The organism is Vibrio sp. 10N.247.310.23 (genome assembly GCF_041467155.1).
Lineage (GTDB): Bacteria > Pseudomonadota > Gammaproteobacteria > Enterobacterales > Vibrionaceae > Vibrio > Vibrio crassostreae_C.
On the sequence record NZ_JBFSTZ010000018.1, the window covers coordinates 97,751 to 120,885 of the forward strand.

At 43.2% G+C, this 23,135-nt stretch carries 17 protein-coding genes, 2 pseudogenes and 1 riboswitch; of the genes and pseudogenes, 14 read left to right on the plus strand and 5 right to left on the minus strand.

Translation table 11 applies throughout. The features are described from left to right. Positions 1 to 16: 16 nt before the first annotated feature. On the minus strand, positions 17 to 1,669 hold the full coding sequence (locus tag AB6D93_RS14940; protein ID WP_032545674.1) for a sensor histidine kinase: 1,653 nt from the start codon (positions 1,667 to 1,669) through the stop codon (positions 17 to 19). Between the two features lie 624 nt (positions 1,670 to 2,293). Between AB6D93_RS14940 and AB6D93_RS14945 the strand changes: the two genes are divergently transcribed. From AB6D93_RS14945 to AB6D93_RS14970, 6 genes are all read left to right on the plus strand, one after another. Next, positions 2,294 to 2,521: a hypothetical protein gene (locus AB6D93_RS14945; protein ID WP_009846577.1), complete on the plus strand. Its 228-nt coding sequence runs from the start codon at positions 2,294 to 2,296 to the stop codon at positions 2,519 to 2,521. 215 nt (positions 2,522 to 2,736) lie between these two features. Beyond that, positions 2,737 to 4,176 carry a TolC family protein gene (locus tag AB6D93_RS14950; protein ID WP_017063805.1) on the plus strand — a complete coding sequence of 480 codons (1,440 nt, stop codon included), beginning with the start codon at positions 2,737 to 2,739 and terminating at the stop codon, positions 4,174 to 4,176. A 3-nt stretch (positions 4,177 to 4,179) separates the two neighbouring features. Further along, positions 4,180 to 5,154, plus strand: coding sequence for an HlyD family secretion protein (locus tag AB6D93_RS14955; RefSeq protein ID WP_102333372.1), 975 nt, complete (start codon positions 4,180 to 4,182; stop codon positions 5,152 to 5,154). 7 nt (positions 5,155 to 5,161) lie between these two features. Next, positions 5,162 to 6,463 carry an ABC transporter permease gene (locus AB6D93_RS14960; RefSeq protein WP_102333373.1) on the plus strand — a complete coding sequence of 434 codons (1,302 nt, stop codon included), beginning with the start codon at positions 5,162 to 5,164 and terminating at the stop codon, positions 6,461 to 6,463. Next, positions 6,460 to 7,632 carry an ABC transporter permease gene (locus tag AB6D93_RS14965; RefSeq protein WP_102333374.1) on the plus strand — a complete coding sequence of 391 codons (1,173 nt, stop codon included), beginning with the start codon at positions 6,460 to 6,462 and terminating at the stop codon, positions 7,630 to 7,632. Before AB6D93_RS14960 ends, AB6D93_RS14965 begins: the two co-directional genes overlap by 4 nt. Positions 7,633 to 8,200: 568 nt before the next feature. Further along, complete coding sequence (locus tag AB6D93_RS14970) at positions 8,201 to 9,742, plus strand: sodium:alanine symporter family protein (protein ID WP_017063800.1); 1,542 nt, start codon at positions 8,201 to 8,203, stop codon at positions 9,740 to 9,742. 143 nt (positions 9,743 to 9,885) lie between these two features. On the opposite strand, the gene AB6D93_RS14975 is transcribed toward AB6D93_RS14970, so the two are convergent. After that, a complete protein-coding gene (locus AB6D93_RS14975) occupies positions 9,886 to 10,125 on the minus strand; it encodes a hypothetical protein (protein WP_017063799.1) in 240 nt (79 codons plus the stop codon). Between the two features lie 321 nt (positions 10,126 to 10,446). Beyond that, positions 10,447 to 11,181: a chromosome segregation ATPase gene (locus AB6D93_RS14980; protein WP_017059725.1), complete on the minus strand. Its 735-nt coding sequence runs from the start codon at positions 11,179 to 11,181 to the stop codon at positions 10,447 to 10,449. A gap of 609 nt (positions 11,182 to 11,790) precedes the next feature. Then, positions 11,791 to 11,910, plus strand: a riboswitch (glycine riboswitch). Positions 11,911 to 12,038: 128 nt separating this feature from the next. Here AB6D93_RS14980 and AB6D93_RS14985 point away from each other — a divergent pair. The 4 genes from AB6D93_RS14985 to AB6D93_RS15000 all read left to right on the plus strand — a co-directional run bounded on the left by AB6D93_RS14985 (position 12,039) and on the right by AB6D93_RS15000 (position 17,100). Beyond that, positions 12,039 to 13,409: a sodium:alanine symporter family protein gene (locus AB6D93_RS14985; protein WP_017059726.1), complete on the plus strand. Its 1,371-nt coding sequence runs from the start codon at positions 12,039 to 12,041 to the stop codon at positions 13,407 to 13,409. Positions 13,410 to 13,793: 384 nt separating this feature from the next. After that, on the plus strand, positions 13,794 to 14,606 hold the full coding sequence (locus AB6D93_RS14990) for a winged helix-turn-helix domain-containing protein (RefSeq protein WP_102333375.1): 813 nt from the start codon (positions 13,794 to 13,796) through the stop codon (positions 14,604 to 14,606). After that, positions 14,603 to 15,064 (plus strand): hypothetical protein, encoded by a 462-nt coding sequence (locus AB6D93_RS14995; RefSeq protein WP_017059728.1) that lies wholly within the window; start codon positions 14,603 to 14,605, stop codon positions 15,062 to 15,064. The genes AB6D93_RS14990 and AB6D93_RS14995 overlap by 4 nt, the downstream gene beginning before the upstream one ends. A 560-nt stretch (positions 15,065 to 15,624) precedes the next feature. Then, positions 15,625 to 17,100, plus strand: coding sequence for an aerolysin family beta-barrel pore-forming toxin (locus AB6D93_RS15000; RefSeq protein ID WP_017069347.1), 1,476 nt, complete (start codon positions 15,625 to 15,627; stop codon positions 17,098 to 17,100). Between the two features lie 106 nt (positions 17,101 to 17,206). Here the strand turns inward: AB6D93_RS15000 and AB6D93_RS15005 are convergent, their stop codons facing one another. Beyond that, complete coding sequence (locus AB6D93_RS15005) at positions 17,207 to 17,842, minus strand: LysE family translocator (RefSeq protein WP_017058961.1); 636 nt, start codon at positions 17,840 to 17,842, stop codon at positions 17,207 to 17,209. 296 nt (positions 17,843 to 18,138) lie between these two features. Here AB6D93_RS15005 and AB6D93_RS15010 point away from each other — a divergent pair, with 296 nt between their 5' ends. Beyond that, on the plus strand, positions 18,139 to 19,611 hold the full coding sequence (locus tag AB6D93_RS15010) for a carboxypeptidase M32 (RefSeq protein WP_372050082.1): 1,473 nt from the start codon (positions 18,139 to 18,141) through the stop codon (positions 19,609 to 19,611). A gap of 330 nt (positions 19,612 to 19,941) precedes the next feature. Beyond that, a complete protein-coding gene (locus tag AB6D93_RS15015) occupies positions 19,942 to 20,853 on the plus strand; it encodes a LysR family transcriptional regulator (protein WP_102333401.1) in 912 nt (303 codons plus the stop codon). A gap of 529 nt (positions 20,854 to 21,382) precedes the next feature. Here the strand turns inward: AB6D93_RS15015 and AB6D93_RS15020 are convergent. After that, positions 21,383 to 21,661, minus strand: a complete 279-nt coding sequence (locus AB6D93_RS15020) for a hypothetical protein (protein ID WP_017063787.1) — start codon at positions 21,659 to 21,661, stop codon at positions 21,383 to 21,385. 391 nt (positions 21,662 to 22,052) lie between these two features. Between AB6D93_RS15020 and AB6D93_RS15025 the strand changes: the two are divergent. Continuing rightward, positions 22,053 to 22,322: pseudogene (locus tag AB6D93_RS15025) on the plus strand (carboxypeptidase M32); the annotation flags it as partial. A gap of 461 nt (positions 22,323 to 22,783) precedes the next feature. After that, a pseudogene (locus tag AB6D93_RS15030) lies at positions 22,784 to 23,135 on the plus strand (DUF1611 domain-containing protein); the annotation flags it as partial.

A 23,135-nucleotide genomic window follows, 5' to 3' on the forward strand; every position in this document is an offset into this window, starting at 1 on the left:
ATCGTTTCGTGCTTAATTATTGTTCTTCTTTTGGCAGATAAACCGTCATTCGCGTGCCAAAATCGTGGTTGTCGACCATTTCAAGCTGCCCTTGATATCGGTCTGCCAGCTGCTTTATCAGATACAAACCCACACCACGATTTTGCTTCGCTTTGCTCGATACGCCTTTTTCGGTGAGTGCTTTGGTCGCCAACTCTTTCGGCAAACCGCACCCTTTGTCTTCTACTTCTACGATAATTTCATTACCAAAATCACTGATTGAAACTTCAATAACCCGACGCGCTGGCGCAATTTGACCCTCTTGCTTAATCGCCGTCATGGTGGCGTCAAAGGCGTTATCAATCAGGTTGCCAAGAATTGTGACAACGTCATCCGCGTTTAACCAGCTAGGCAGAGCTTCAAGCCTTGATCCCTCTTCCACTTTAAGCTCTAACCCAATCTCTCGAGCTCGCTCTGTTTTGCCTAAAAGCATGCCTGCAATAAGAGGGTCTTTCACCGTCTCTCTTAAGAACTCAATTAAGCTCTGGTAATGAGCGGTTTCTTGACCAATCAATTGTTGAACAGAATCCAACTCGCCCATCTGAATCAAGCCACTAATAGTGTTAAGCTTGTTTTGATGCTCGTGGGTTTGTGAACGCAGTAGATCAGCATATTCTTTGGTTTGTGAGAGCTGGTCTGTTAAATCGTTGATTTCATCTCGTAATCGGAAACTCGATACCGCCCCGACCACCTCACCTGCCACTATAATCGGGCTTCGGTTAGCAATGATTCGCTTATTGTTTAAATACAACTCAACATCGTGGTCGGTGTCGCCGGTTGATAGCAGTTGTTCTAAATCACTGCCTGGCAATACATCAGAAAGGCGCTGTTGATTGAGTGCTTTATCCCTGTCTATCGATAAAATATCGCAGGCACTCTTATTAATTGAACGTAAAATGCCGTGCTTATCGATGCTCAGAATGCCCTCTTTCACGGTACTCATGGTTACATCTAGCTCAACATACAACCGGCCTATCTCTTCAGGCTCAAAGCCCAAAATAGCGCGTTGAAAACGGCGAGATACATAACTCGAAATCAAAGCGTTGACCGCAACCACCAGCAACGCCATCACAATCAAAAAGGCTAAGTAAGGTTCAATTCGATCTTGCAACGAATCCAATAAGTAACCAACTGACACCACACCAATAACGGTACCTTGGGTGTCTTTTACCGCGGATTTACCACGAACTGAAAAACCCAGCGATCCTTTGGCTGTCGACACATAAGACTCGCCCAATACCAATGCTTTTTGGTTATCGCCACCACGCATGGGTTTACCGAGCCTGTCATCATAAGGGTGAATCAGGCGGATACCTTTATCATCTCCAACAACGATAAACGCCGCGCCAATGAGCTGAGTAAGGTTACGAAATTTAACTTGGGTTTCTTCAGACAAAACGTAGGGAACGCCATTAGGGTCCAACGTTCCATTTTCTTGAATAATGCTGGTGACAAGCGGCGATTCAGATAGAAATTCAGCAACACCTAACGCTTTCAAACCCATCTCTTGTTCTTGAGATTGTTTGATGTAGTAAAAACCAGCAGCTGCAAGAATCAAAAGTTCAACGAGGCCAGTGACCGTCATGATAATCAGTAACCTTTTACGGAAACTGATACTGCTCCATTTCATATTCCACCGTCCCTAGTGTTAGACGATCAATGTTAACACCAAGTTAATCGCATGACCTTTCTAGGGGCGTGAATTTGTGACTGCTACTCAACTAAATAATTGAGCAGATTGTTAATTGATAATCCTTTACGTTGTTCATCTCGATTAATCGTTCATTTTTAGGACTGATTAGCTTAAAAACCAAAATAAACGAATAAATATTGAGCTAGATCACTAAGCTTTTAGGTGTTTTTTAGGTTGTTTAAAATAAATACAATTATAATGGTTGCATATGAAGAAGTTTATTGTTGCTAAGCCATAGGTCATGATTTTCAGACCGCGCTTTGAATCGAAACTTCGATTAACAAAATAGCAACAACCCTTCGCTCGCTGGACGTATCTATAACTAAAAGTTGCACGCTCGCCGTTACGAATGATGAACAAACGGATTAAGTATTCTCCCCTATTCATCCATCGCTATTTCAAACTCGGCTAGCCAGACAACGAAGAGGTGACTGATAAAAGCATCACCCAATAATAAAACATTGATGAGCAGGAAGTATCGATCAGTGGCCAGTGGCAACGTCCAATAGAAACAGGATAACAAACATAACGTATAAACATTGTTGAAAAGGAAACAAGGCAATGAAACGCGATAACTTTGGAATTTGTCTTACTAAGACTATGCTGTTCAAACACTTACAATCGACTTTTACTCACGTAAGAGCCTATGAGAAAGATGGCACCTCCCCACTCGATCTCAAGGTATTGTTAGCATTCCCGCAAATGTCAGGTAGAGATTTATTACAAACAATGCAAGGTTCAAGACAATTGGTATGGCGCGCCGATCACCATTGTCCTAGCTTTAAATAAGCCACTTCATTTTGTAAAAACACTTCTATACTGAACTTAAAGAGCATGCTTATGCGTGCTTTTTAAGTTTCATTTATCTTTGATATTCACGTCACTCAATCTTATTTACACTTGATTAACGAGTTATGAGAATTTCTATTCATATGAGACAATCTATTCAAGACAAATGACTATCGCCCTGTTAACATTAGAGTTAATACTCTAATTGGTATTTAATGCAGATGACCAAACCAAAATTCCGATACCTTGCGATCGCCAGTATGCTTCTCGGCACTATGGCTTCGCCAGGCTATGCAGCTCCGCTCACTTTTTCTGAAGCGTGGCAAATATTGCAAGAAAACAACAACTCTCTTGCGGCTCAACAAGCCAACGTTGAACGTTATCAACACCTTCAGAACTCAACAAGTAGCCTCAATCTTCCTTCTATTACCTTAGGGGCTAACTACACGCACCTTGATAGTGATGTGACGATTAATGGTGAACAGTTTTCAGATAGCTTGAGTGGAGTAAACCCTGCTATATCCGCGATTTTGCGTCCTCTAGTTGGTGGCGTTACCTCAACGATTACCGAACAAGACATCTTTAGCTCTTCCATTCGTGCTGTGTGGCCTATCTTCACTGGTGGTCGAATAACCGCTGCGCAAAATGCGGCTGAAGGTAAAAGCGAAGAAGCGCAAAGCCAACTGTTGATGGAGAAACAAGCTCGCTACGAAGACTTAAGTAAGTATTACTTCTCGGTGATCTTAGCGGAAGACGTGGTGAGAACGCGTCAAGCCGTTGAAGCAGGCTTAACTCAGCATCGTGATTTCGCCATCAAGCTTGAACAGCAAGGACAAATCGCCCGAGTAGAACGCCTACAAGCCGATGCTTCTTTAGATAAAGCGATTGTAGAGCGCACGAAAGCTCAGAACGATCTTAAAATTGCGCAATTGGCGTTGACCCAAATCCTTGGTCAAAATGAAAGTGTAGAACCCTCTGAACAACTGTTTATCAATAAGAACCTGCCTCATATGGACGTGTTCATTGACCAGACACTCATGACCTACCCCGGCCTTAAGATTCTTGATGCAAAAGAGAAACAAGCAAGCAGCTTAATTAAAGCCGAGAAAGGTAAATACTACCCAGAGGTTTACCTTTATGGTGATTACAGCCTGTATGAAGATGACTCTCTAGCCAGTGAAATGAAACCCGATTGGTTGGTTGGCATTGGTGTGAATGTGCCACTGCTTGATACCTCTGGCCGTTCCGACAAAGTCGCTGCGGCTCACAGTGCCGTATCACAGGTTCAATTCCTTAAGTCACAAGCTAAGCAAGACTTAACCGTGTTGGTACAAAAGACTTACCTTGAAGCAAACCAAGCGATTGAAGAGGTTCAAGGCCTAAACTCGAGCTTGTCTTTAGCTCAGGAAAACCTATTACTTCGTAAAAAAGCCTTCACACAAGGGTTATCTAACTCATTAGAAGTGGTTGATGCCGAGCTTTATCTTGCGAGCATTAAAACCCAGCAATCTGCTGCTCGCTTCAAATACCTAATCTCTCTCAACAAGCTGTTAGCGCTAACCAGCGAAATGAATGCTTACTCCAGTTACTTAACCTCCTCTGTTCCGTCTGATTTCGACTCAAAAACAGACACCGTTAGCCAGTCAAAAGGATAATTCATGAAACCTATTAAGCCCCTTCTTCTATCTTTAGTTGGTATCGGCGTTATTGGCTGGGTCGGATACAGTTTCTATCAAGCTTATCAACCTCAGCCGGTTAAGCTTCAAGGTCAAATCGATGCGCAGCAATACAGCATCTCATCGAAAGTACCTGGCAGAATTGATGAAATATTCGTGCGCAAAGGCGATTCGGTTGAAAAAGGCGAATTGATCTTCTCTCTACTAAGCCCTGAGATTGATGCGAAGCTAGAGCAAGCAAAAGCTGGTCAGAAAGCCGCTGGTGCATTAGCACAAGAAGCAGAGAATGGCGCGCGTACTCAACAGATCCAAGCGGCTAAAGACCAATGGTTGAAAGCCAAAGCAGCTGCCGATCTGATGGACAAAACCTACCAACGTGTAAACAACCTTTACAACGATGGTGTGGTTGCCGAGCAGAAGCGTGATGAAGCCAAAACACAGTGGCAAGCGGCGAAGTACACCGAAAGCGCTGCATTCCAAATGTATCAATTAGCGCAAGAAGGTGCGCGTGACGAAACCAAAGTGGCCGCCACTCAAAAAGCGTTAATGGCAGCGGGTGCGGTAGCGGAAGTTGAAGCTTACGCAAAAGACACACAGATCCACAGCTGGTTTAATGGCGAAGTCTCTCAGGTTCTATTGAGCAGTGGAGAACTTGCACCACAAGGCTTCCCTGTTGTGACTGTTATCGACACCAAGGATGCTTGGGCTGTGCTCAATGTTCGTGAAGACATGCTTAAGCATTTCGAGAAAGGCAGCCAGTTTGAGGCGTACCTACCGGCTCTGGATAAATCATTAACTTTCCAAGTAACTCACATCGCCGTAATGGGTGATTTCGCAACTTGGCGCTCAACAGACGCAGCACAAGGCTTCGATTTACGTACTTTTGAAGTAGAAGCGCACCCTGTCGATACGAGCGAAACACTGCGTATGGGCATGAGCCTAGTGGTTGAGCTTTAGGTGACTTATGTCTGCTAACTCTCAATATACTGGATCGCAATCTAGAGGCTCGCAATCAACTGAGCATCATAGAGCGAAGAATACCTTGCTTCGGCAGTGGGCGATTGTCCGCAAAGACAAATGGTTGTTGTCTTGCCTAACTTGGATTCCTTTGCTGCTTGCTGCCAGTATCTGGCTGATTTTTTCACAAGGGATCGCTCGTGACTTACCGGTCGCAGTTGTCGACCTTGAGCACAGTCAAATCTCGCAACAGTTCACACGCCTTGTTGATGCGTCACCAACGCTGCAAGTCACTCAGAAATACAGCTCTGCGAGTGATGCGGCGAAAGCGATGATCGAACGTGATATCTATGGTTATGTTGTGATACCAAGGCACTTCGACCGAGACCTTCTGCTCGGCTTGAATCCGCAAGTGTCTGTATTCTATAACAGCCAATTTATCTTAATCGGTAAGCTGGTGAACTCTGCCTTGCTGCAGGCTCAAGGGACTTTTAACGCGCAACTTGAAGTCGTGAAACAGCTGTCACACGGTGATACCACGGTGCAATCCGCATTAGGCCAAGCAGTAACGGTACAAAGCCAGATCACGCCGCTGTTCAACAAGAACACCAGTTATGCACAGTTCTTGGTGTCTGCGGTTATTCCTGCACTGTGGCAGATCATGATTGTGGTGGGCACGATATTGGTTTTGACGGCGAACGTTAGAGCTCGTGGGCTTCACGCTTGGTTATCCAACGCCCCTATGAAGTCACTCGCATCAACATTAACGCCCTACCTTGTCTTGTTTTTGATGTTTGGTATCGCGTTTAGTTTTTGGTTCTATGTGCTCTTAGACTGGCCATTTAACGGCAGCTTTGTGGCATTGACTATTGTCCAACTGCTAACCGTGATCAGTTGTATCATTATGGGTTGTTTGTTTTTCTTCTTAACACTTGATCCAGCAAGGGCGATGAGTTTCGCTGGCGCATTTACGGCACCAAGCTTTGCGTTCATGGGTATTACCTTTCCAGTAACAGACATGAATACAGCTGCTCAAATTTGGAGAAGCTTATTGCCCGTGAGTCATTACATCGAAGTACAAACGGCGCAGTCTAGTTATGGTGTGAGCGCAGCACAGTCTTTGATCAGCCTCTCTTCTATGTTGTGGTATGCAGTTCCTGCTTTCGTGGTAATGTTGCTAATTAAGAAACACTTGGCGCAATCAACTCTAACTGCACAAGCAGATCCATCTACAAAAGCAGCTATATCTGCAAAAACAACGCCGTCAACACAGCCAGAAGCATCAGCACAACAAGGAGTAAAACGATGAGCTTTACTCAACTGCTCAAGCAAGAACTCTTAGCGGTATTGCGCAACCCTGTCGTGCTTCTTACGGTATTTGGTGGTGTGGTCTTCTATTCCTTCTTGTATCCATTGCCTTACGCGAACCAAGTTCCTCAACAACTGAAAGCTTCGGTTGTGAACTTGGATAAGAGTCAAAGCAGCTATCAATTAGAGCGTATGGTGGATGCCACCTCTCAAATCGAATTGGTTCGTCGAGACTCCACCATCGCCGATGCGAAACAAGCCGTACTTAACCAAGAGATTGGTGGGTTCCTTGTCATTCCAGAAAACTTCTATAAAGACTTGCTGCTCGGTAAGAGCCCGACACTTTCTTACGCTGGTGATGCTTCTTACTTCTTGGTCTACGGAACCATTGTTGAAGGGCTTGCCAAGGCCGGTGGTACGTTAGCTGCGCAAGTTAAGGTCAGCCATTTGTTAGTCGAAGGTGTGCCTTTAGAATCGGCAGCCAAAGGTTACAGTGCATTCAGCTTGAACCTGAAACCAACGTTTAATAGTCACATGGGATACATCGATTACGTGGTTCCAGCCGTCTTTGTGTTGATCCTGCAACAAACCTTAGCCATGGCTTCTGGTTTAGTGGGTGCAACCCAAAACGCTCAATCGACATTTGGCTACTGGAGTAAGACCTCTCCAGCGAAACTGATGCTTGCTCGCTGTTGTACCTTAGTCGGCATTTATTACTTGTTGTCGATGTACTATTTCGGCGCTAGCTTTTCGATGTATGGGATAAACCAGCTCGCCTCAACAACACAGATCTTAACCTTACTTCTGCCCTTCTTACTGGCCAGTTGTTTGATAGGGATTTTGATTGGTGAGTTAGTACCACGAAGAGAACTCGTCACGGTAGTAGTGTTAATCAGTTCAATGCCACTGATCTTCTCTTCAGGTTTTATCTGGCCAGTTGAAATGATGCCTGAATGGTTAGTTCTGTTATCACAGCTATTCCCAAGCACACCGGCTATCCAAGGCTTCTTAGCACTTAATCAGATGGGTGCATCTTGGCAAGAAGTGGCGTCTCAATGGACATTACTATGGGGACAGGTTTTATTGTGGGGTTCGTTATTGGCACTTAAGCTCTACCACAAATCCAGCAAAAGCACAGTTGGCAATAGCAATAGTCATCGAACCGTTTAGTTTTATGTGCTAGCGGAAAGTATTCATGCTTCCCGCTCATCAAAAAGCTCTGATAAAGGGCTTTTAATATCCTCAGATCCGAACACACCTTTAGCCTTCGTATGTTTAAACACCTCGAAAACATATCGAATACTCGAACTCTCCTACGTTCCCTCTATGTCCCCCCTATTCCCCTACAGCCCATCACTCTGAATTCTCCTTCACCCGTCCCTAAAACAACTACTGCATATACTTTTCTCAGCCTACAAAGCACCGACTTATTCCCAAATGATGACAAAACCCGAACAATTGTAAATTTATTGTAAAAATTTCTTTGTTGGCATTATTTTTATGTATAGGATTATCAGTAGGACTTGGTAGCCCGAATACCATAGTCTTATTGGTGCACATACCAAAAGGATATCCATACAAAGCAAGATCAGTACTTATATTTATTTCGTTTTTCGACCTAGCTACAGCCGTTTATGTTGCCGTCGAATGAAGTAGATAAACCACTGAGATATACAAATCAAATAGAAAACAAACACAACAGCAACAAACATAATTTATTAAAAAGACAGGGAAAACCATGAAAAACATACGTGAATTATTTTTTGGGTTTATATTATTGTTTAGTTCCAGTGCATTTGCAGAAGAAGGATCATTTAACCAAGCTATCAGCAACTTAAGTCAAAGTGTTGATGGGTTTTTCAACGACTACACAGGATGGTTCGTTGGACTCATATTTAAAAGTGTACCGGTTGGCGAAGCCAACTTCCCTATTATTGTTGGCTGGTTATTACTCGCTGCGTTGATCTTTACTGTTTACTTTGGCTTCGTTCAATTTAAGCGAGTCGGTATGGCTGTAGATATCATTAGAGGCAAGTACACAGACCCTAACTCAATAGAAGACGGCGAAGTTTCCCATTTTCAAGCTTTAGCTACTGCCCTTTCTGGAACCGTCGGGCTTGGTAACATTGCCGGTGTGGGTGCTGCACTTGCGATTGGTGGCCCTGGCGCGACATTCTGGATGATCTTGTGTGGCCTTCTGGGTATGGCTTCTAAGTTCTGTGAGTGTACCTTAGGTGTGAAATACCGAACTATCCTACCTTCAGGTGTTGTTTCGGGTGGTCCAATGTACTACCTAAGCCAAGGTCTGGGTGAAAGAGGTTTAGGCGGACTAGGTAAAGTGCTCGCTATTGGTTTCGCATTAATGTGTATTTTGGGCGCATTGGGCGGCGGTAACATGTTCCAAGCTAACCAAGCACACGCCATGTTAACTTACGCATTTGATGTACCAAGTGAATACGGTGTGATCACTGGCCTTGTACTTGCTTCTTTAGTTTTCTCTGTGATTGTTGGTGGTATGCCTTCTATCGCATCGGTAACGGAAAAAGTTGTTCCTTGGATGGCTGCTCTGTATATCGGTATGGCTCTGATTGTTATCGGTTCTAACCTTGATCAAGTCGGCCCTGCATTCAGCGCAATCTTTACAGGTGCATTTACTGGTGAAGGTGTTGTTGGTGGATTTATTGGTGCGTTAATTCAAGGCTTGAAACGTGCAACGTTCTCGAACGAAGCAGGTGTAGGTTCAGCAGCTATCGCTCACTCAGCGGTTAAAACAAAAGAACCAATCACCGAAGGTCTAGTATCACTATTAGAACCGTTCGTTGATACGGTAATCATTTGTACAATGACCGCATTGGTTATCACTATTGCTGGCTTAAACGTAGGTCCATTCGATGGTTCTGGTTTAACGGGCGTAACGCTGACTGCTGCATCGTTTACTGAAACGGCAGAAGTATTCAAATACACACTCGCTCTCGCGGTAATTATGTTTGCGTTTTCTACCATGATCTCTTGGTCGTACTACGGTCTTAAGGCTTGGACTTACCTATTTGGTGAAGGTAAAACAACGGAACTGATTTTCAAAGTGATGTTCTGTGTGTTTGTTGTTATTGGTGCCACGATTCAATTTGGTGCGGTAATCGACTTCTCTGATGCGGCTATCTTTGCGATGTCTATCTTCAACATTCTTGGTCTGTACTTCTTGATGCCAGTTGTGAAGAAAGAACTGCAATCGTTTGTTGCTCGTGTGAAATCAGGCGAAATCAAAACGTATGAGAAATAACGTTTAGTGGAATGAGGTTTTGCTCTAGTAGCTAACTGCATTCTAAGAAACGACACAGCTCTAAAAACGAAACTGTTCTAAAAATTTTTGTAAGACCCTTTGCTTGAGAAAGCGAGAACAGGACTGCAACTTATCCAAAATCCCTACCAGCTTGGCTTGTGGGGATTTTTTATGTCTGAACGATTAGGCGAATAACTACCTTCAATGCCCTGCTCACTCTTTTCACCCTTTTCACTCTGTTCATCATCGTGTTCAACATCGTGTTCAACATCGACACGACGAACCAACTCTTCTACTTTGATCATCTCTTTTTGCGCTAATGGCGAGCGACAATCATCGAAACAATAAGCTATGGTGCAGTTCTCACAAAGATACTCTGGCATCACTCCATCCCTTGTCGTCAAAGCAGCCAAATGCGAGCTAGCAATCGACTGCGTGTTCATCCTGAACAACACTATTATGCAGCGACTCTGAGCTGAAAATATGTATGCAAAGTCATTTAATAGACAACAAGTAACATATCATTGTGGATATACGTAACTATTCACAAATATCTAAGCAAACAATGAAAACACGCAAATAATCAATAATGAGAAAGCACCGGATCTATGCTCTCGACAAACGCAAAACGCCCACATCACGTGTGTGATGTGGGCGTTTCAATATTTAGTGAAAAACTAACGTTAGGTTGGTAAGCCTTCGGCTTATAGACCCATCTCTTCAGTGAGAGTTTTGATCTGTTTGAGGTCCATGGTGTGGACTTCAATCATTTGTCTTATATCACTCAGTCGAGAGTTAGCGTTATCTTGCTTCTCACACGCGTCAGATTTCGCATCCCATGATGTGCCATCTAAGTAAACATCACACGCTTTCTTAAGAGAACCAAGATTCTGCTCGAGTTGATCTCTTTCTTTCTCAAGTTTTTCAAGTTCTTGAGAAATCTGTAATTCTTTTCGGAAAACTTCACGCGCACGCTCAAACAAAGTCGATTGCATGTCAGCCTGACGATTAAGTTTCTGGTTGTCTTGCTGAGTTTGCTCTAACGTTTGCTTCTGTTCATTTAGCTGTTGCTCTAACGAGTAGTTCGCCTTCTCTAAAACCGAAGACTGCTTCGCTAATTCCTGGAGCTCTTTTTGATGCTCTTCCGTTTGTTTCACTAGAGCGGCTTCTACTTTCGCATCGATTTCGGTATCAACTTTTGCCACTTTAGTTTCAACGGATGTCATCAACTGTGCTCTGCTGTCATGCAGTTCTTGATAACGAGTTTCGAGTACCTGATAAGTGGACTCCCACTTAGAAGCCGTAACTGTAGAACCAATTAAGCCACCCAGTGCTAAACCTATAACCGCAGCAATGCCGATATAGAGCTGACTGCGCTTATCGCGTTCTTCTATAACAACCACTTCATCTTGTTCGCTTTGTCCAGATTGCTGGTTCACTAGCGGGTACTCCCAAAAATTTATTTAACGTTACGCGGTCACTGACACGAATGCCAATACTGATTGTGAAGGCTCAGTTAAACCTATCGCTCAAGCCAGAAGCACTTAAGCTTTACTAACACATTCATCCCACCTGTTTACAGGCAGGCTTAACGAGTTAACTCCGAAATCATCAAGCTGGCAGTATACAAAAGGAAACTGCTAACGATAACTATCACTACCCATTTTTGCAGTTTTTCGTTTGTCCGGTAACGAAATAGTACAAATGCCAAAGCCAATAAAAAAACAATCGCTATTAGTCGAGTCATAACTCCTCCTTGTTTCTCTATTTTATACCATTTAAATAAGCAAGTTACGTCAGAGACTCGTTGTTTGATCATTTAGTTGAACAACATTTGTGCAAACAGATATTTTGTAGCTGACATCACATTTTATATGATCTAGGATACGCCTACAGATTACCTAATTATTTAGGTAATTGTTCCGATGAAGACTGCAGGAGAGTGGTTTTTAACTAAACATTAACATTTAGTTAGATTGACCCGCCGAAGAAGTAAATCTTTCAGGTGCTTTATGCTGGAGAAATCCAGAAAAGTGAGGACTGTCGTTGGAGGAACCTCTGGAGAGAACCGTTAGATCGGTCGCCGAAGGAGCAAGCTTAGTGCCCGTTACTTATCTATAAGTGATTCGCTAAGTGAAACTCTCAGGCAAAAGGACAGAGGAGTGGAAAGCAACAGCCTTAATTAACACAAGAATTCTATCTAGAAATCCGTATGTATTAAGTAGTGCCCCCGATCCCTGAGATCTGCACTGCCTTCCCTCTTCTCCTTAAATTTTTAATTTATTAAGGGGAATCTATGAACCACCTACAAGCTACACTACAAACCATCAACCAATTCGTTTGGGGACCACCACTGCTTATTCTGCTAGTGGGTACAGGTATCTACTTTACTTTTCGCTTAGGCTTACTCCAGTTTAGACACCTCCCAACTGCACTGAAAATGGTGTTCAGCAAAGACAAATCTGGTACGGGTGACGTATCGAGTTTCGCGGCTTTGTGTACTGCACTTTCAGCAACCATTGGTACAGGTAACATCGTTGGTGTAGCGACCGCAATCAAGATTGGTGGCCCTGGTGCCCTATTCTGGATGTGGCTTGCCGCTGTATTTGGTATGGCGACCAAGTACGCAGAATGTCTACTCGCCGTTAAATACCGCAGAACCGATAGCAATGGCGAAATGGTTGGCGGCCCAATGTACTACCTGCAATACGGTGTCGGCTCACGAATCTTAGCGGTAATGTTCGCTGTCTTCGCGCTCGGCGTTGCTTGCTTCGGTATCGGTACCTTCCCACAAGTCAACGCTATCTTGGACGCAACTCAAATCTCATTTGGCGCTTCGCGTGAGATGTCTGCTGTCGTTCTTACGATATTAGTGGCAGTGGTTACCCTTGGTGGTATCCAATCTATCGCTAAAGTGGCAGGGAAAGTTGTTCCTACTATGGCGGTTATGTACGTCGTCGCGTGTTTAAGCGTTCTGATTTCAAATGCCGACCAACTACTGAATGCCATTACCCTTGTTGTGACTTCTGCGTTTACCAACACAGCAGCAACCGGTGGTTTCTTTGGCGCGAGCATCATGCTTGCTATCCAATCAGGTATCGCTCGTGGTGTGTTCTCGAACGAATCTGGCCTAGGTAGCGCACCAATGGCTGCAGCAGCGGCTAAAACAGACTCATGTGTGAAACAAGGACTTGTCTCTATGACAGGTACCTTCTTCGACACCATCATCATCTGTACGATGACAGGTTTGGCGCTTATCTTAACGGGTGCTTGGCAGACTGATCTTTCAGGCGCTGCGATGACCACTCACGCATTCGCTGTTGGTCTGAATGCAGATACCCTTGGCCCTATGTTGGTTTCTGTTGGCTTAATCTTCTTTGCGTTTACAACAATTTTAGGTTGGAACTACTACGGTGAGCGCTGTGTTGTGTTCTTGCTAGGTACCAAAGCTGTATTGCCTTACAAGATCATCTTCATTGCGTTGGTGGCTTCTGGTGCATTCTTAAAGCTCGACATGATCTGGATAATGGCTGATATCGTGAACGGCCTAATGGCAATTCCGAACCTAATCGGGCTTATCTTGCTGCGCCACGTTGTTATCGAAGAAACCAAGCTATTCTTCAAACCGTTGACGTCTTCAAATGATTGTGAAGCAGTTAAAGCGTAAACTGAAGTGATTGAATACCAAGCCCGCATTCAACTGCGGGCTTTTTTATTTTCATCACATAGCGAAACGTCTTAAATTATTATGCAGCACATATGCCCTTATAAACAACAAGAATATTAAATCGACCACTATGCGATTTAATAAAGAAGATAGAAGACTACTAAAAAGAACACTAATAAAACCAACACTTAATTAGATATTACTTATATTTAACAGATTGTGCGTAGGTGTCAGGCGTTTTGTAACAAACATATTAAATTTCTTTTCGTTTCAACGACACAAAAAACCAGAAGAATAAAACATGTGACTTTAATTCATATATTAGTCAGTTTATAGTCATCTACATTGTAGAGAGAATTATAATAAAAATAAAACGTTGGCTATATGATCAGATTCGACCCGATTAAAAACCGTATTTATAACGATGAACGTTCTATTAAAGTAGGATACCGTGAAACTCGGGTCCTGGAGTTATTACATAAAAACTCACCCGATATTGTTAACAAACAAGATATTATTAGCTTCGCTTGGGGAAACGAGTTCATAGGGGATACGTCACTAGCGAAAAGTATAAGTTTACTGCGCCAAGGGTTCGTTAGATTAGGCATCAAAGAAACCCCAATCGTCACCGTTCCTAAGGTGGGCTATCGCCTTATCGATGAGTGCGTGGTAATCGACTCCCCCATCAATAATGCAGCCACAACTCCCCTTGCTGATGCGAGCAACCTGATACCCGTCGGCAATAACGGTATTGCTATCGGTGCAGCTGTTGCAGTCGAACCTAAGCCTAACCCTAAACAAAGTTCGTCGGCTTACTTTCCCACTGCTGAAAACCGAAACAAGTTGTGCTACTTCACCACTGGCTGCTTACTGTTGGCATCAGCGTTATTGGCTTTTGCTAAGGTTAATGAGAGAAACCTCAGCGATATCAAACCCGTTAACCGGCTCAGCGAGCAATGGATAGGTCAAATACAAGTTTTCCAAGCCCCTGAAATGGCGATGACGCCAGAGCTAGAAAGCATTCTCTATCAGTATCAATGTGATTGCGTGGCGTACATTAGCGAAGAAGCGGAATATTCTGAGCTATCTATTCTGAACAAAGCCACACGCCAGTCCGTCAACATCTTTTACACGCCAACCCAACTAGATCAAGTCAGTACCGAACTGGCCCTATTCCTAGAAAGAGGTCAATTATGATGCCAATCGTTGCGCTCATTTCTGCATTCGTTTTATTGGTTGGCATATGGAGTATCCCTTCGCCCCAACCAAAAGAAGAGCATCGCTACCAACATAGCGTGGTGGACCTGATAGTGAATGACAATGTATTACGTACCGACGGATTAACGAAAATAAGTAACAACAAGGTGCTGCACCTGATGTCCGTTCAAGACGACAACATGCCCGACCCACTTGTTCTGCGATTCAGAGGAACAGCCCGTCCTTCTCAATCACTTTTCTTTTCTATTTCTGGCACCATTGACTTAGTCTCTGTGCAAAAAATAAATAAAACAATGAATGACAGCCGATTGGCGCCTTACCTGTTAATCAACAATGACCCATTAACGGTAAAGATTGATATCTTAAGTTCGAATGATTTATTTGCCATCATTAAAACGTGTAATACAGGCCGAACGCAACTTCTGGCCAAACGATAATTAGAGATAGTTTAACCACTAGCAAAAAGTGCCCTATTATCAAGTAGCAAGCTTTTCCGATATTACACATAAAAAACGGATGGTTATTTTCATTATTTTATCAGTAATACAATTATTACAGTCTTCCTTACTTTAAGTGTTTGCATTTTAAAACCGATAGCAAAGCAAAATATTCAAGTTAGATTTTTACTCTTTGTCACTCACTACCTGCCCACCTTAAAACTACGAGTATTGTGAATGGTTATACCTGTTCTTCTAATTAACCATTCATACAAACGCCAAAAATAACGTCAAATAATTTTGACGTCTAAGCCCGAATAATGGGCCTTCATTTTTCTAAAAACGGTTTGAGCCCCATCAAACAATTTACGTTCAGTTGCATACTCTTTCACCGTAAAAACACTAATGACAATACAAGCCATTGAATTAACTGGGTAATTTAATTCAACCCTTTTCAGTATCTATCTATTTATCAACATGAAAAAGTGAACTTGTCTTGTTAACTGCACGGCACACAAAACATTATCAAAATAGAAAAATTACAAATGAGGGAATTGTTAATGATCACAGTAAACAGAAGTCTCTTAGCAACCGCAGTGTTGTCTGTTCTATCAACCGGTGTAAATGCGAAGATTTACCCAGACCAAATAGTGTTTGACCAACTTGGTGAAGATGTCTGTCGCTCTGGTTATCGTCCTATAGACCGTTATGAAGCAGAAGAGCAGAAGAGTACTTTGGTCGCTCGCATGGGCACTTGGCAGATCACCGGGTTAAAAGGAAACTGGGTAATCATGGGGCCGGGTTATCATGGCGAAATTAAGCAATCAAGCAGTGGGTCAACGTTCTGTTACCCAAACAACGACCAATCTGAAATCCCTAACTATTCCGCCAAATCGGTTCAGGAAGGCAGCGAAATCGATGTTCAGTATGAATTAGTGAACAACCGTAACGACTTTGTACGCCCATTAAGCTACTTAGCCCACAACCTAGGTTACGCTTGGGTTGGCGGTAATAACAGTCAGTACGTGGGCGAAGACATGACGATAAAGCGCTCTGGCAACAGTTGGGTAATACAAGGAAATAACAATGGCTCTTGTAGCGGCTATCGCTGTGATGAAAAAACCAAAATCACCGTCGACAATTTTGCCTACACCGTTAACGACGACAACTTTTGGCATGGTGATGTTGTCGAGTCGGATCGTGAACTAGTGAAAACGGTTTACGCGACGGCAAGAAACAACAGCAACATCGCGCAACAAGTGGTGGTAGACCTAAAAGTAGACGAATCAACAAACTGGTCGAAAACGAACAGCTACGGATTCTCACAGAGCGTTCAAACAGAGAACACCTTCAAGTGGCCTTTGGTTGGCGAAACTAAGCTCACCGTTAAGTTCGAGGCTAACCAAAGCTTCGCTGAAACAAATGGCAACTCCACTAGCGAACAAGTAACACTTCAAGCTCGTCCTATGGTTCCTGCGAATTCGGAGCTACCGATTCGAGTTGAGCTGTATCGTTCAAGCATCTCTTACCCGTACCGATTCAACGCCGATATTAGCTACGATGTTGAATTCAACGGCTTCCTTCGTTGGGGTGGCAACGCATGGCATACCCATCCAGATAACCGTCCATACAAGGCTCATACCTTCACCATGGGCCGTGGCAGCAGTGAATCTGCCGACATTCGCTACCAATGGGATCACCGTTACATCCCAGGTGAAACTAAATGGTGGGATTGGGGCTGGGCGATTAAAGAAGCTGGCTTATCAAGCATGCAATACGCGACTGGCGGAAGCTTACGCCCCTTCCACTCTTACGTGTCTGGAGATTTCTACGCTGAATCTCAATTTGCAGGTACTATCGAAATTGGACAAGCAACACCAATTACTAACAATCTACGCAGCAAAAGAAGTACTGATTCCGTCAACGAATCTACTGAGCGCATTGGCGACATCGAAGTTACCACCAACTTTAACGCCGATGAGTTGAGTGACTTAGGTTTCGAAGGTGCTGAGATGAACATTAGCGTCGTTGAATAACTGCGCTGTAGAATAAGATCGGTACAAAGATCTACCAGTAATAAAGCACAAAGCCCACGACACATCGTGGGCTTTCATATATTCATGTTCAACTGAAAACGGTGAACTACACAGGCTCTTCCATCAGAAGCTTAACACCCAGCCCAACCAGCACCATGCCCGTCACGCCTTCCATCCACTTCATAAAACTCGCATTTTTGAGCAAATTTTTAGCCGAGTTAAGCGCGCCAGCCAAACCACATTGCCATACCATCGCAATCATAAAGTGTACCGAAGCCATCAACATAGATTGCAATAAAGGCGAACCTTCAGGGTTTACAAATTGAGGTAAAAAGGCCAGATAGAAAACTGCTGTTTTTGGGTTAAGAACGTTAGACAGAAAGCCTTCACGCAAAGAACGCTTTGCACTGTATGCCTGCTGAGCTTGTTCTCCGACCTTCAAACCGCCACCGTTTTTCATCAATGCTCGCAAACTGCTTAAGCCAAGCCAGATGAGGTAAACCGCACCTACCATCTTAACGGCTTGAAAGAGTTCAGCGGATTGGGCGAGGATTGCAGATATACCCACAGCAGAGAAAAACGCGTGTACATACAAGCCGCTACAAATACCAAAGCTCGTCATACAACCGTCAGCTAAGCCAGAGCGGCTAGTATTGCGAATCACCAAAGCCGTATCTAAGCCCGGCGTTAGCGTTAAAATAGTGATGGCAATTAGAAATGCCTCAAAGTTCAAAATATCCATATCATTGTCATTTTTGTTCAGAGATCTATCATCAATACCGTGTATCTGAACAATTCGCAAGCAACAATTGCCACCAGCTATACAACTCACTGATTTTGTGCACAATAGAACAGTTTGATTTGTTAAGAAATAGTAAATTCAAGGCATCGTACCGCCTCATGCTTTTCTCGCTATATCTTCGACTGCGAAGGTCGGCGTCATTAAAAAGCAAAGCCATAATCAAAGTACACGAGATGAACCTTAACGCTGACGCAGCCCTAAGGATCATTTAAAGAAACCAAATTAAGAGTAGTCAAATGAGCGCATTCAAAAAACTAGTCGAACACTCTCAAAAATGTTCACGCTTTCAACACCTAGCTTCTATTTGTGGTTGGGACCAAGCTTCAATGATGCCAGCAGGTGGTAACCAAGCTCGTAGTGAAGCGATGGCCGAGCTTTCTGTTCATATTCACGGCTTAATGACTCAACCACAGCTTGGCGATTGGATTGCAGACGCTGAAAATGAAGCGCTGAACACTGAGCAACAATCGTCACTTCGTGAAATAAAACGCCAGTGGCAACAAGCAAACCTACTTCCAAAAAAATTGGTTGAAGCGAAATCTCTATCGGGTTCAAAATGTGAACATGCGTGGCGTAGCCAACGCGGTAACAACGACTGGGTTGGATTCGAAAAGAACTGGCGTGAAGTGGTTGAGCTTTCTCGTGAAGAAGCGCAGATTCGCGCAGACGCAGCCAACCTAACGCCTTATGATGCGATGCTGGATATTTATGAACCGGGCACCAGCTCTACTTCACTTGATACCCTATTTGCAGACGTTAAAACTTGGCTTCCAGGTTTAATTGATGAAGTGATCGAAAAACAATCGAGCGAGCAATTTAACGCACCATCAGGTATCTATTCGACCGAGAAACAGAAAGCACTGGGTTTAGAAGTCATGAAGCTGCTTCAGTTCGATTTTGAACACGGCCGATTGGATGAAAGTGTTCACCCATTCTGTGGCGGCGTCCCTTCAGACGTGCGTATCACAACACGCTATGACGAAGCGGAATTCGTTCAAAGCTTAATGGGTATTGTGCATGAAACAGGCCACGCACGTTACGAACAAGGCTTACCAAAACACCTAGCAGGACAACCAGCGGGGGAAGCTCGTTCTATGGGCATTCATGAATCTCAATCTTTATTCTTCGAGATGCAAGTCGGCCGCAGCGACCCGTTCATTGGACACTTAGCGAACTTGGCTGGTCAGCAATTCTCAGGCTCAGAATTTGAGAAAGAAAACTTCCAGAAGATCTACACGCGCGTGAAGAAAGACTTCATCCGTGTCGATGCTGATGAACTCACCTACCCTGTACACGTTATCCTGCGTTACGAGATTGAGCGTGACTTGATCAACGGCAAGATCAAACACACTGACGTGCCAGAGTTATGGAATACCAAGATGCAGTCTTACCTTGGTTTAAGCACTCAAGGCAACTTCACTAACGGCTGTATGCAAGACATCCACTGGACAGACGGCGCATTTGGTTACTTCCCATCGTACACATTAGGTGCGATGTATGCGGCGCAGTTCATGGCTTCAATGAAGAAAACGGTAGATATAAACTCTGTGATTGAAAGCGGTGACCTATCCCCTATCTTCACTTGGTTAGAATCAAACATTTGGAGCAAAGGCAGCCTGCTGACCACTGATGACTTGGTGAAAGGTGCAACGGGCGAAACCTTGAATGCGCAATACTTCAAAGACCATTTGAGAAGTCGTTATCTGTAGATAAAACGCCCAACTACATTGAAGGTTTCTACTTGCAGAGCTTGCTGTGTAAGTAGAACCAAGCTGAAAAAAGCATAGTACAAGTATTGTAAGTCAAAAGTCACAATTATGGCTGAAGGGTAGCTTTGGTTCTAACTAGAAAAGGGGCACTTCTGAGTTACGAAGTGCCATCTGTGAAGGTTCTGGACATTTCCGAGTTGCGTTTTATCTAATTTAGTAAGTCATGAATTAACAGAAGTAGGGCAACTCGCTTAGTCGAATGTCCAGTATCACTGGTGCAGATCAGTTATCATATTTTAAGTAAATCACTCTAGAAAGGAAGCGAAACCTATGAATTTTAGTTTTGAACAACTTCTCGCGTTCGTGACCGTTTATGAACAACTCTCGTTTAGCAAAGCCGCGGTCAAACTCAATAAGCACCGAACTACGATAGGGCAGGTGATTACCAACCTTGAAGACCAACTAGCGGTCAGTTTGTTTGAACGAGTGGGGCGTTCGGTAGAGCCAACTGAAGATGGTCACCTTCTTTATCACAATGCTAAATTAACCATCGAGCAAGCGCGTACTTTCGATAAATTGGCGCTAAGCCTCTCTTATGGTGGATTAGAAAGCGTCAACATCGCTTATTCTAGTGTGATTCCTCATCGCGCTTTGGTTGAAATCCGCCAGCAATTTCTTCGCGATTTTCCGCTAATGCGCGTGAACTTTTTTGTTAGGAATAAACAGGACATCAAAAGAGGCATAGATAGTGGCGAATACCATTTTGGTATCGTCAATGTGCATGACCGTCAGGCGATGTATAGCTTTGATGCTACTTTCCTTGGGCATTTCGAATTTCTCCCTTTTGTTCAAAAAGGTGGAGATCTATCTAGGTTGGAGAAAAGTGCAGTCTTGGTGGCTCTGAAAAACAGCAAACAATTTGTCTTACGATCTTTTATTGAAGAAGGTATGTCAGAGAAGATTATTTACAGCTCAGACAATGAAGCAATCGATCAACTTGCCCTAGTGATAAAGATGGTCGAAGCGGGGTTGGGTTGGGCGTTACTGCCTAAAACCTTTTCTAATACTGAGTTTGCCAATCATGCTATTGAGCCAGTTGAAGCCGATGAGATGCTAGAGGGCTTCAAGTTTGGCTTCGCGCTTTGGTGTCCACATTCCAAACAAATTGTTGATATTAAAAAGTCGTTAATCACCGTGATAAACAATTATCGCAAGCGATTTGAAGATGGTCTCCGTCGTTAACTCATAGACTCATCCAATTTTTTAACAAGGTTCAATTAGAGCCTTGTTTTCGTTTCAGTTAACTTTAAGTTCGAGTTTTGATGGATTACACCCTTTATATAGGAGTGTGAGGTATCAAGCTGACTATCTCTTCAGTCATGTCACTTTCCCTGTACCTTTAAATAATATAAAAGATATCATACAGTTTGTTGTGATTTTACCCCCAGCCCGTGAAGATAAAGTGACTAAATGGTTGATGTGATACATAGCAATTGTTCACAACTAAAGTTCATAAGGATGGATGACTTTTAGTAGGGAAAATGTTCGCATCCTAAACGATGTAGAGTATTCAATCTAAGTGATTTTGGGGCAGATCTGAGCTAGCAGGCACTTTGCAAGAAAAGCGCCACGAGTAAAACTTCAGGCTTATGAAGCCTCTGGACATTTCCGTTTTAGCAAGATTGCCAATTAAGCAAAGCATGAATTAAAAGGATAGAAAAAGTCGCTTACGTGATTGTCAGGGATCATTAGACCACTACAACTTCAATTGTCAGTTATAACTAAAACGGCACCTAGCCTTTGAGCAAAAAACCCTATATAACTCATCCCCACCTTCATGCTCTCTTACTCGAAAGAAAAAAATACTCTTCCCTCCCTCCTCATACGCGAGAGCTAGCTCAGCATCATCTCTTATCAAACCTTCAGCTACTAAGTGAACTTCTAATGCATCGAGTGCTTTTTCTTCTAAGGCTTTATCGTGAATTGGTTTAAAACCTCCAAATGAAAGGGAAGAAAAAAAAAGAGCAAAAACAAAAAAAACAATTCGCATAACTATTCCTTTTTTATTAGTTCAATACTAATTCCAGTTTAGTAAGAAATTAAGATTGTCGCAGCAGTGAAACTAAATAGATAGCTCTCGTTTCATGCAATTAATGTCGGAGTTCATCATTCTTATTATGGTAAATGGGTAAATTAGCTACCAAAAACAACCCTCAGACCGCCTCAAACGCTCTCAGCGAGGATTTTGGGCTTGTTCAAGGCTATGCTCATACTACCTTGTATGTGTGTGACTCTTTCAGTGCGATTTACAGAGCAAAAACTAGCGAATTCGTTTGAGTCAAGAACTGTACTCTGCCCCCACTTTTCGTACTTTGTGAGTTAAGTCGCCCCGTTAGCAAGAATTTGGACAGCCGCAACTACCTTAAAATGCAGGTCACATTCTCCACTGGACGGACGGCGCATTCGGTTACTTCCCACCTTACACATTAGGTGCGATGTACGCGGCTCAGTTCATGGCTTCAATGAAGAAAACAGTGGATGTGAACTCAGTGATTGAAAGCGGTGACCTATCCCCTATCTTCAATTGGTTAGAATCGAACATTTAGAGCAAAGGCAGCCTGCTTACTACTGATGATTTGGTGAAAGGCGCAACCGGTGAAACCTTGAATGCGCAATACTTCAAAGACCACCTAAGAAGCCGTTACCTTTAATGGAAAAAATTGATAGAGGCTGATCAGTTTATTGATTCAGCCTTTTTAATCACATTTTCAAAACATACTTAGGTTGATTCGAAGGCTTTATCCCTTCATCGAACTTAACAATCACGGAATATCCTGGTACCTGCTAGCACGAAATTGGACAAAAACGCGTTAAACTCAAAACTCTAATTCACTTAACTAATATTAGAAAAAGTATCTTGAAACCTTAAAGCTGAGAGGTTGATACGGCGACGTTGAACAATGAGTCTTAGATCTCTAATCAGTCACGTTAGTATGGGTGAAGCCTGAAAGTGATAGACTTAGAAAGCGTATTAATAATAACCAACAAAAGTCTGGTGAGTGTGTTACCTTGGTTGTTATCCCTACCGCTTAGTGGGGACTTCTTTTCTTTTCCGAACTCGCACCTCGGCACTCCTTAGTTGCCCTCCTAAGCCTCACCGCAGGCTTTAATTATGTCCATTTCAACTCAAAAGTTAAGAAACATCTTCAAACTCACTAGAATTGAAAATGTAGAAATCAACAACGACGTACCCCATTTCGCACCTTGGTTACCACTTGCTCAAAAAGTAAAACCTGTAATCCCTTCTGCGATTGTATATTGCGAAGGTAATTTTGGTAAAATTGATGGTAAAACCGCTAATGGGTTAGTGAGACATTCGTTAAGCTATCGTATTCTATCGGTTATTGATAGTGAGTCTGCTGGCTTAGATGCTGGTGAAGTTCTTGATAACAAAGCCAATGGAATACCGATCCTTGCTAATGCTGAAGAAGCTATCATTCACGCAGAAAGCATTCCTGATTACT

Excerpts from the sequence above, each read along its gene's own strand:
- AB6D93_RS14950 (WP_017063805.1), top strand. The coding sequence starts at position 2,737 with ATGCAGATGACCAAACCAAAATTCCGATACCTTGCGATCGCCAGTATG.
- AB6D93_RS14940 (WP_032545674.1), bottom strand. The coding sequence starts at position 1,669 with ATGAAATGGAGCAGTATCAGTTTCCGTAAAAGGTTACTGATTATCATG.
- AB6D93_RS14945 (WP_009846577.1), top strand. The coding sequence starts at position 2,294 with ATGAAACGCGATAACTTTGGAATTTGTCTTACTAAGACTATGCTGTTC.
- AB6D93_RS14955 (WP_102333372.1), top strand. The coding sequence starts at position 4,180 with ATGAAACCTATTAAGCCCCTTCTTCTATCTTTAGTTGGTATCGGCGTT.
- AB6D93_RS15005 (WP_017058961.1), bottom strand. The coding sequence starts at position 17,842 with ATGGATATTTTGAACTTTGAGGCATTTCTAATTGCCATCACTATTTTA.
- AB6D93_RS14965 (WP_102333374.1), top strand. The coding sequence starts at position 6,460 with ATGAGCTTTACTCAACTGCTCAAGCAAGAACTCTTAGCGGTATTGCGC.
- AB6D93_RS14985 (WP_017059726.1), top strand. The coding sequence starts at position 12,039 with ATGAACCACCTACAAGCTACACTACAAACCATCAACCAATTCGTTTGG.
- AB6D93_RS14960 (WP_102333373.1), top strand. The coding sequence starts at position 5,162 with ATGTCTGCTAACTCTCAATATACTGGATCGCAATCTAGAGGCTCGCAA.
- AB6D93_RS15010 (WP_372050082.1), top strand. The coding sequence starts at position 18,139 with ATGAGCGCATTCAAAAAACTAGTCGAACACTCTCAAAAATGTTCACGC.
- AB6D93_RS15020 (WP_017063787.1), bottom strand. The coding sequence starts at position 21,661 with ATGCGAATTGTTTTTTTTGTTTTTGCTCTTTTTTTTTCTTCCCTTTCA.
- AB6D93_RS14970 (WP_017063800.1), top strand. The coding sequence starts at position 8,201 with ATGAAAAACATACGTGAATTATTTTTTGGGTTTATATTATTGTTTAGT.
- AB6D93_RS14975 (WP_017063799.1), bottom strand. The coding sequence starts at position 10,125 with ATGCCAGAGTATCTTTGTGAGAACTGCACCATAGCTTATTGTTTCGAT.
- AB6D93_RS14995 (WP_017059728.1), top strand. The coding sequence starts at position 14,603 with ATGATGCCAATCGTTGCGCTCATTTCTGCATTCGTTTTATTGGTTGGC.
- AB6D93_RS15000 (WP_017069347.1), top strand. The coding sequence starts at position 15,625 with ATGATCACAGTAAACAGAAGTCTCTTAGCAACCGCAGTGTTGTCTGTT.
- AB6D93_RS14990 (WP_102333375.1), top strand. The coding sequence starts at position 13,794 with ATGATCAGATTCGACCCGATTAAAAACCGTATTTATAACGATGAACGT.
- AB6D93_RS15015 (WP_102333401.1), top strand. The coding sequence starts at position 19,942 with ATGAATTTTAGTTTTGAACAACTTCTCGCGTTCGTGACCGTTTATGAA.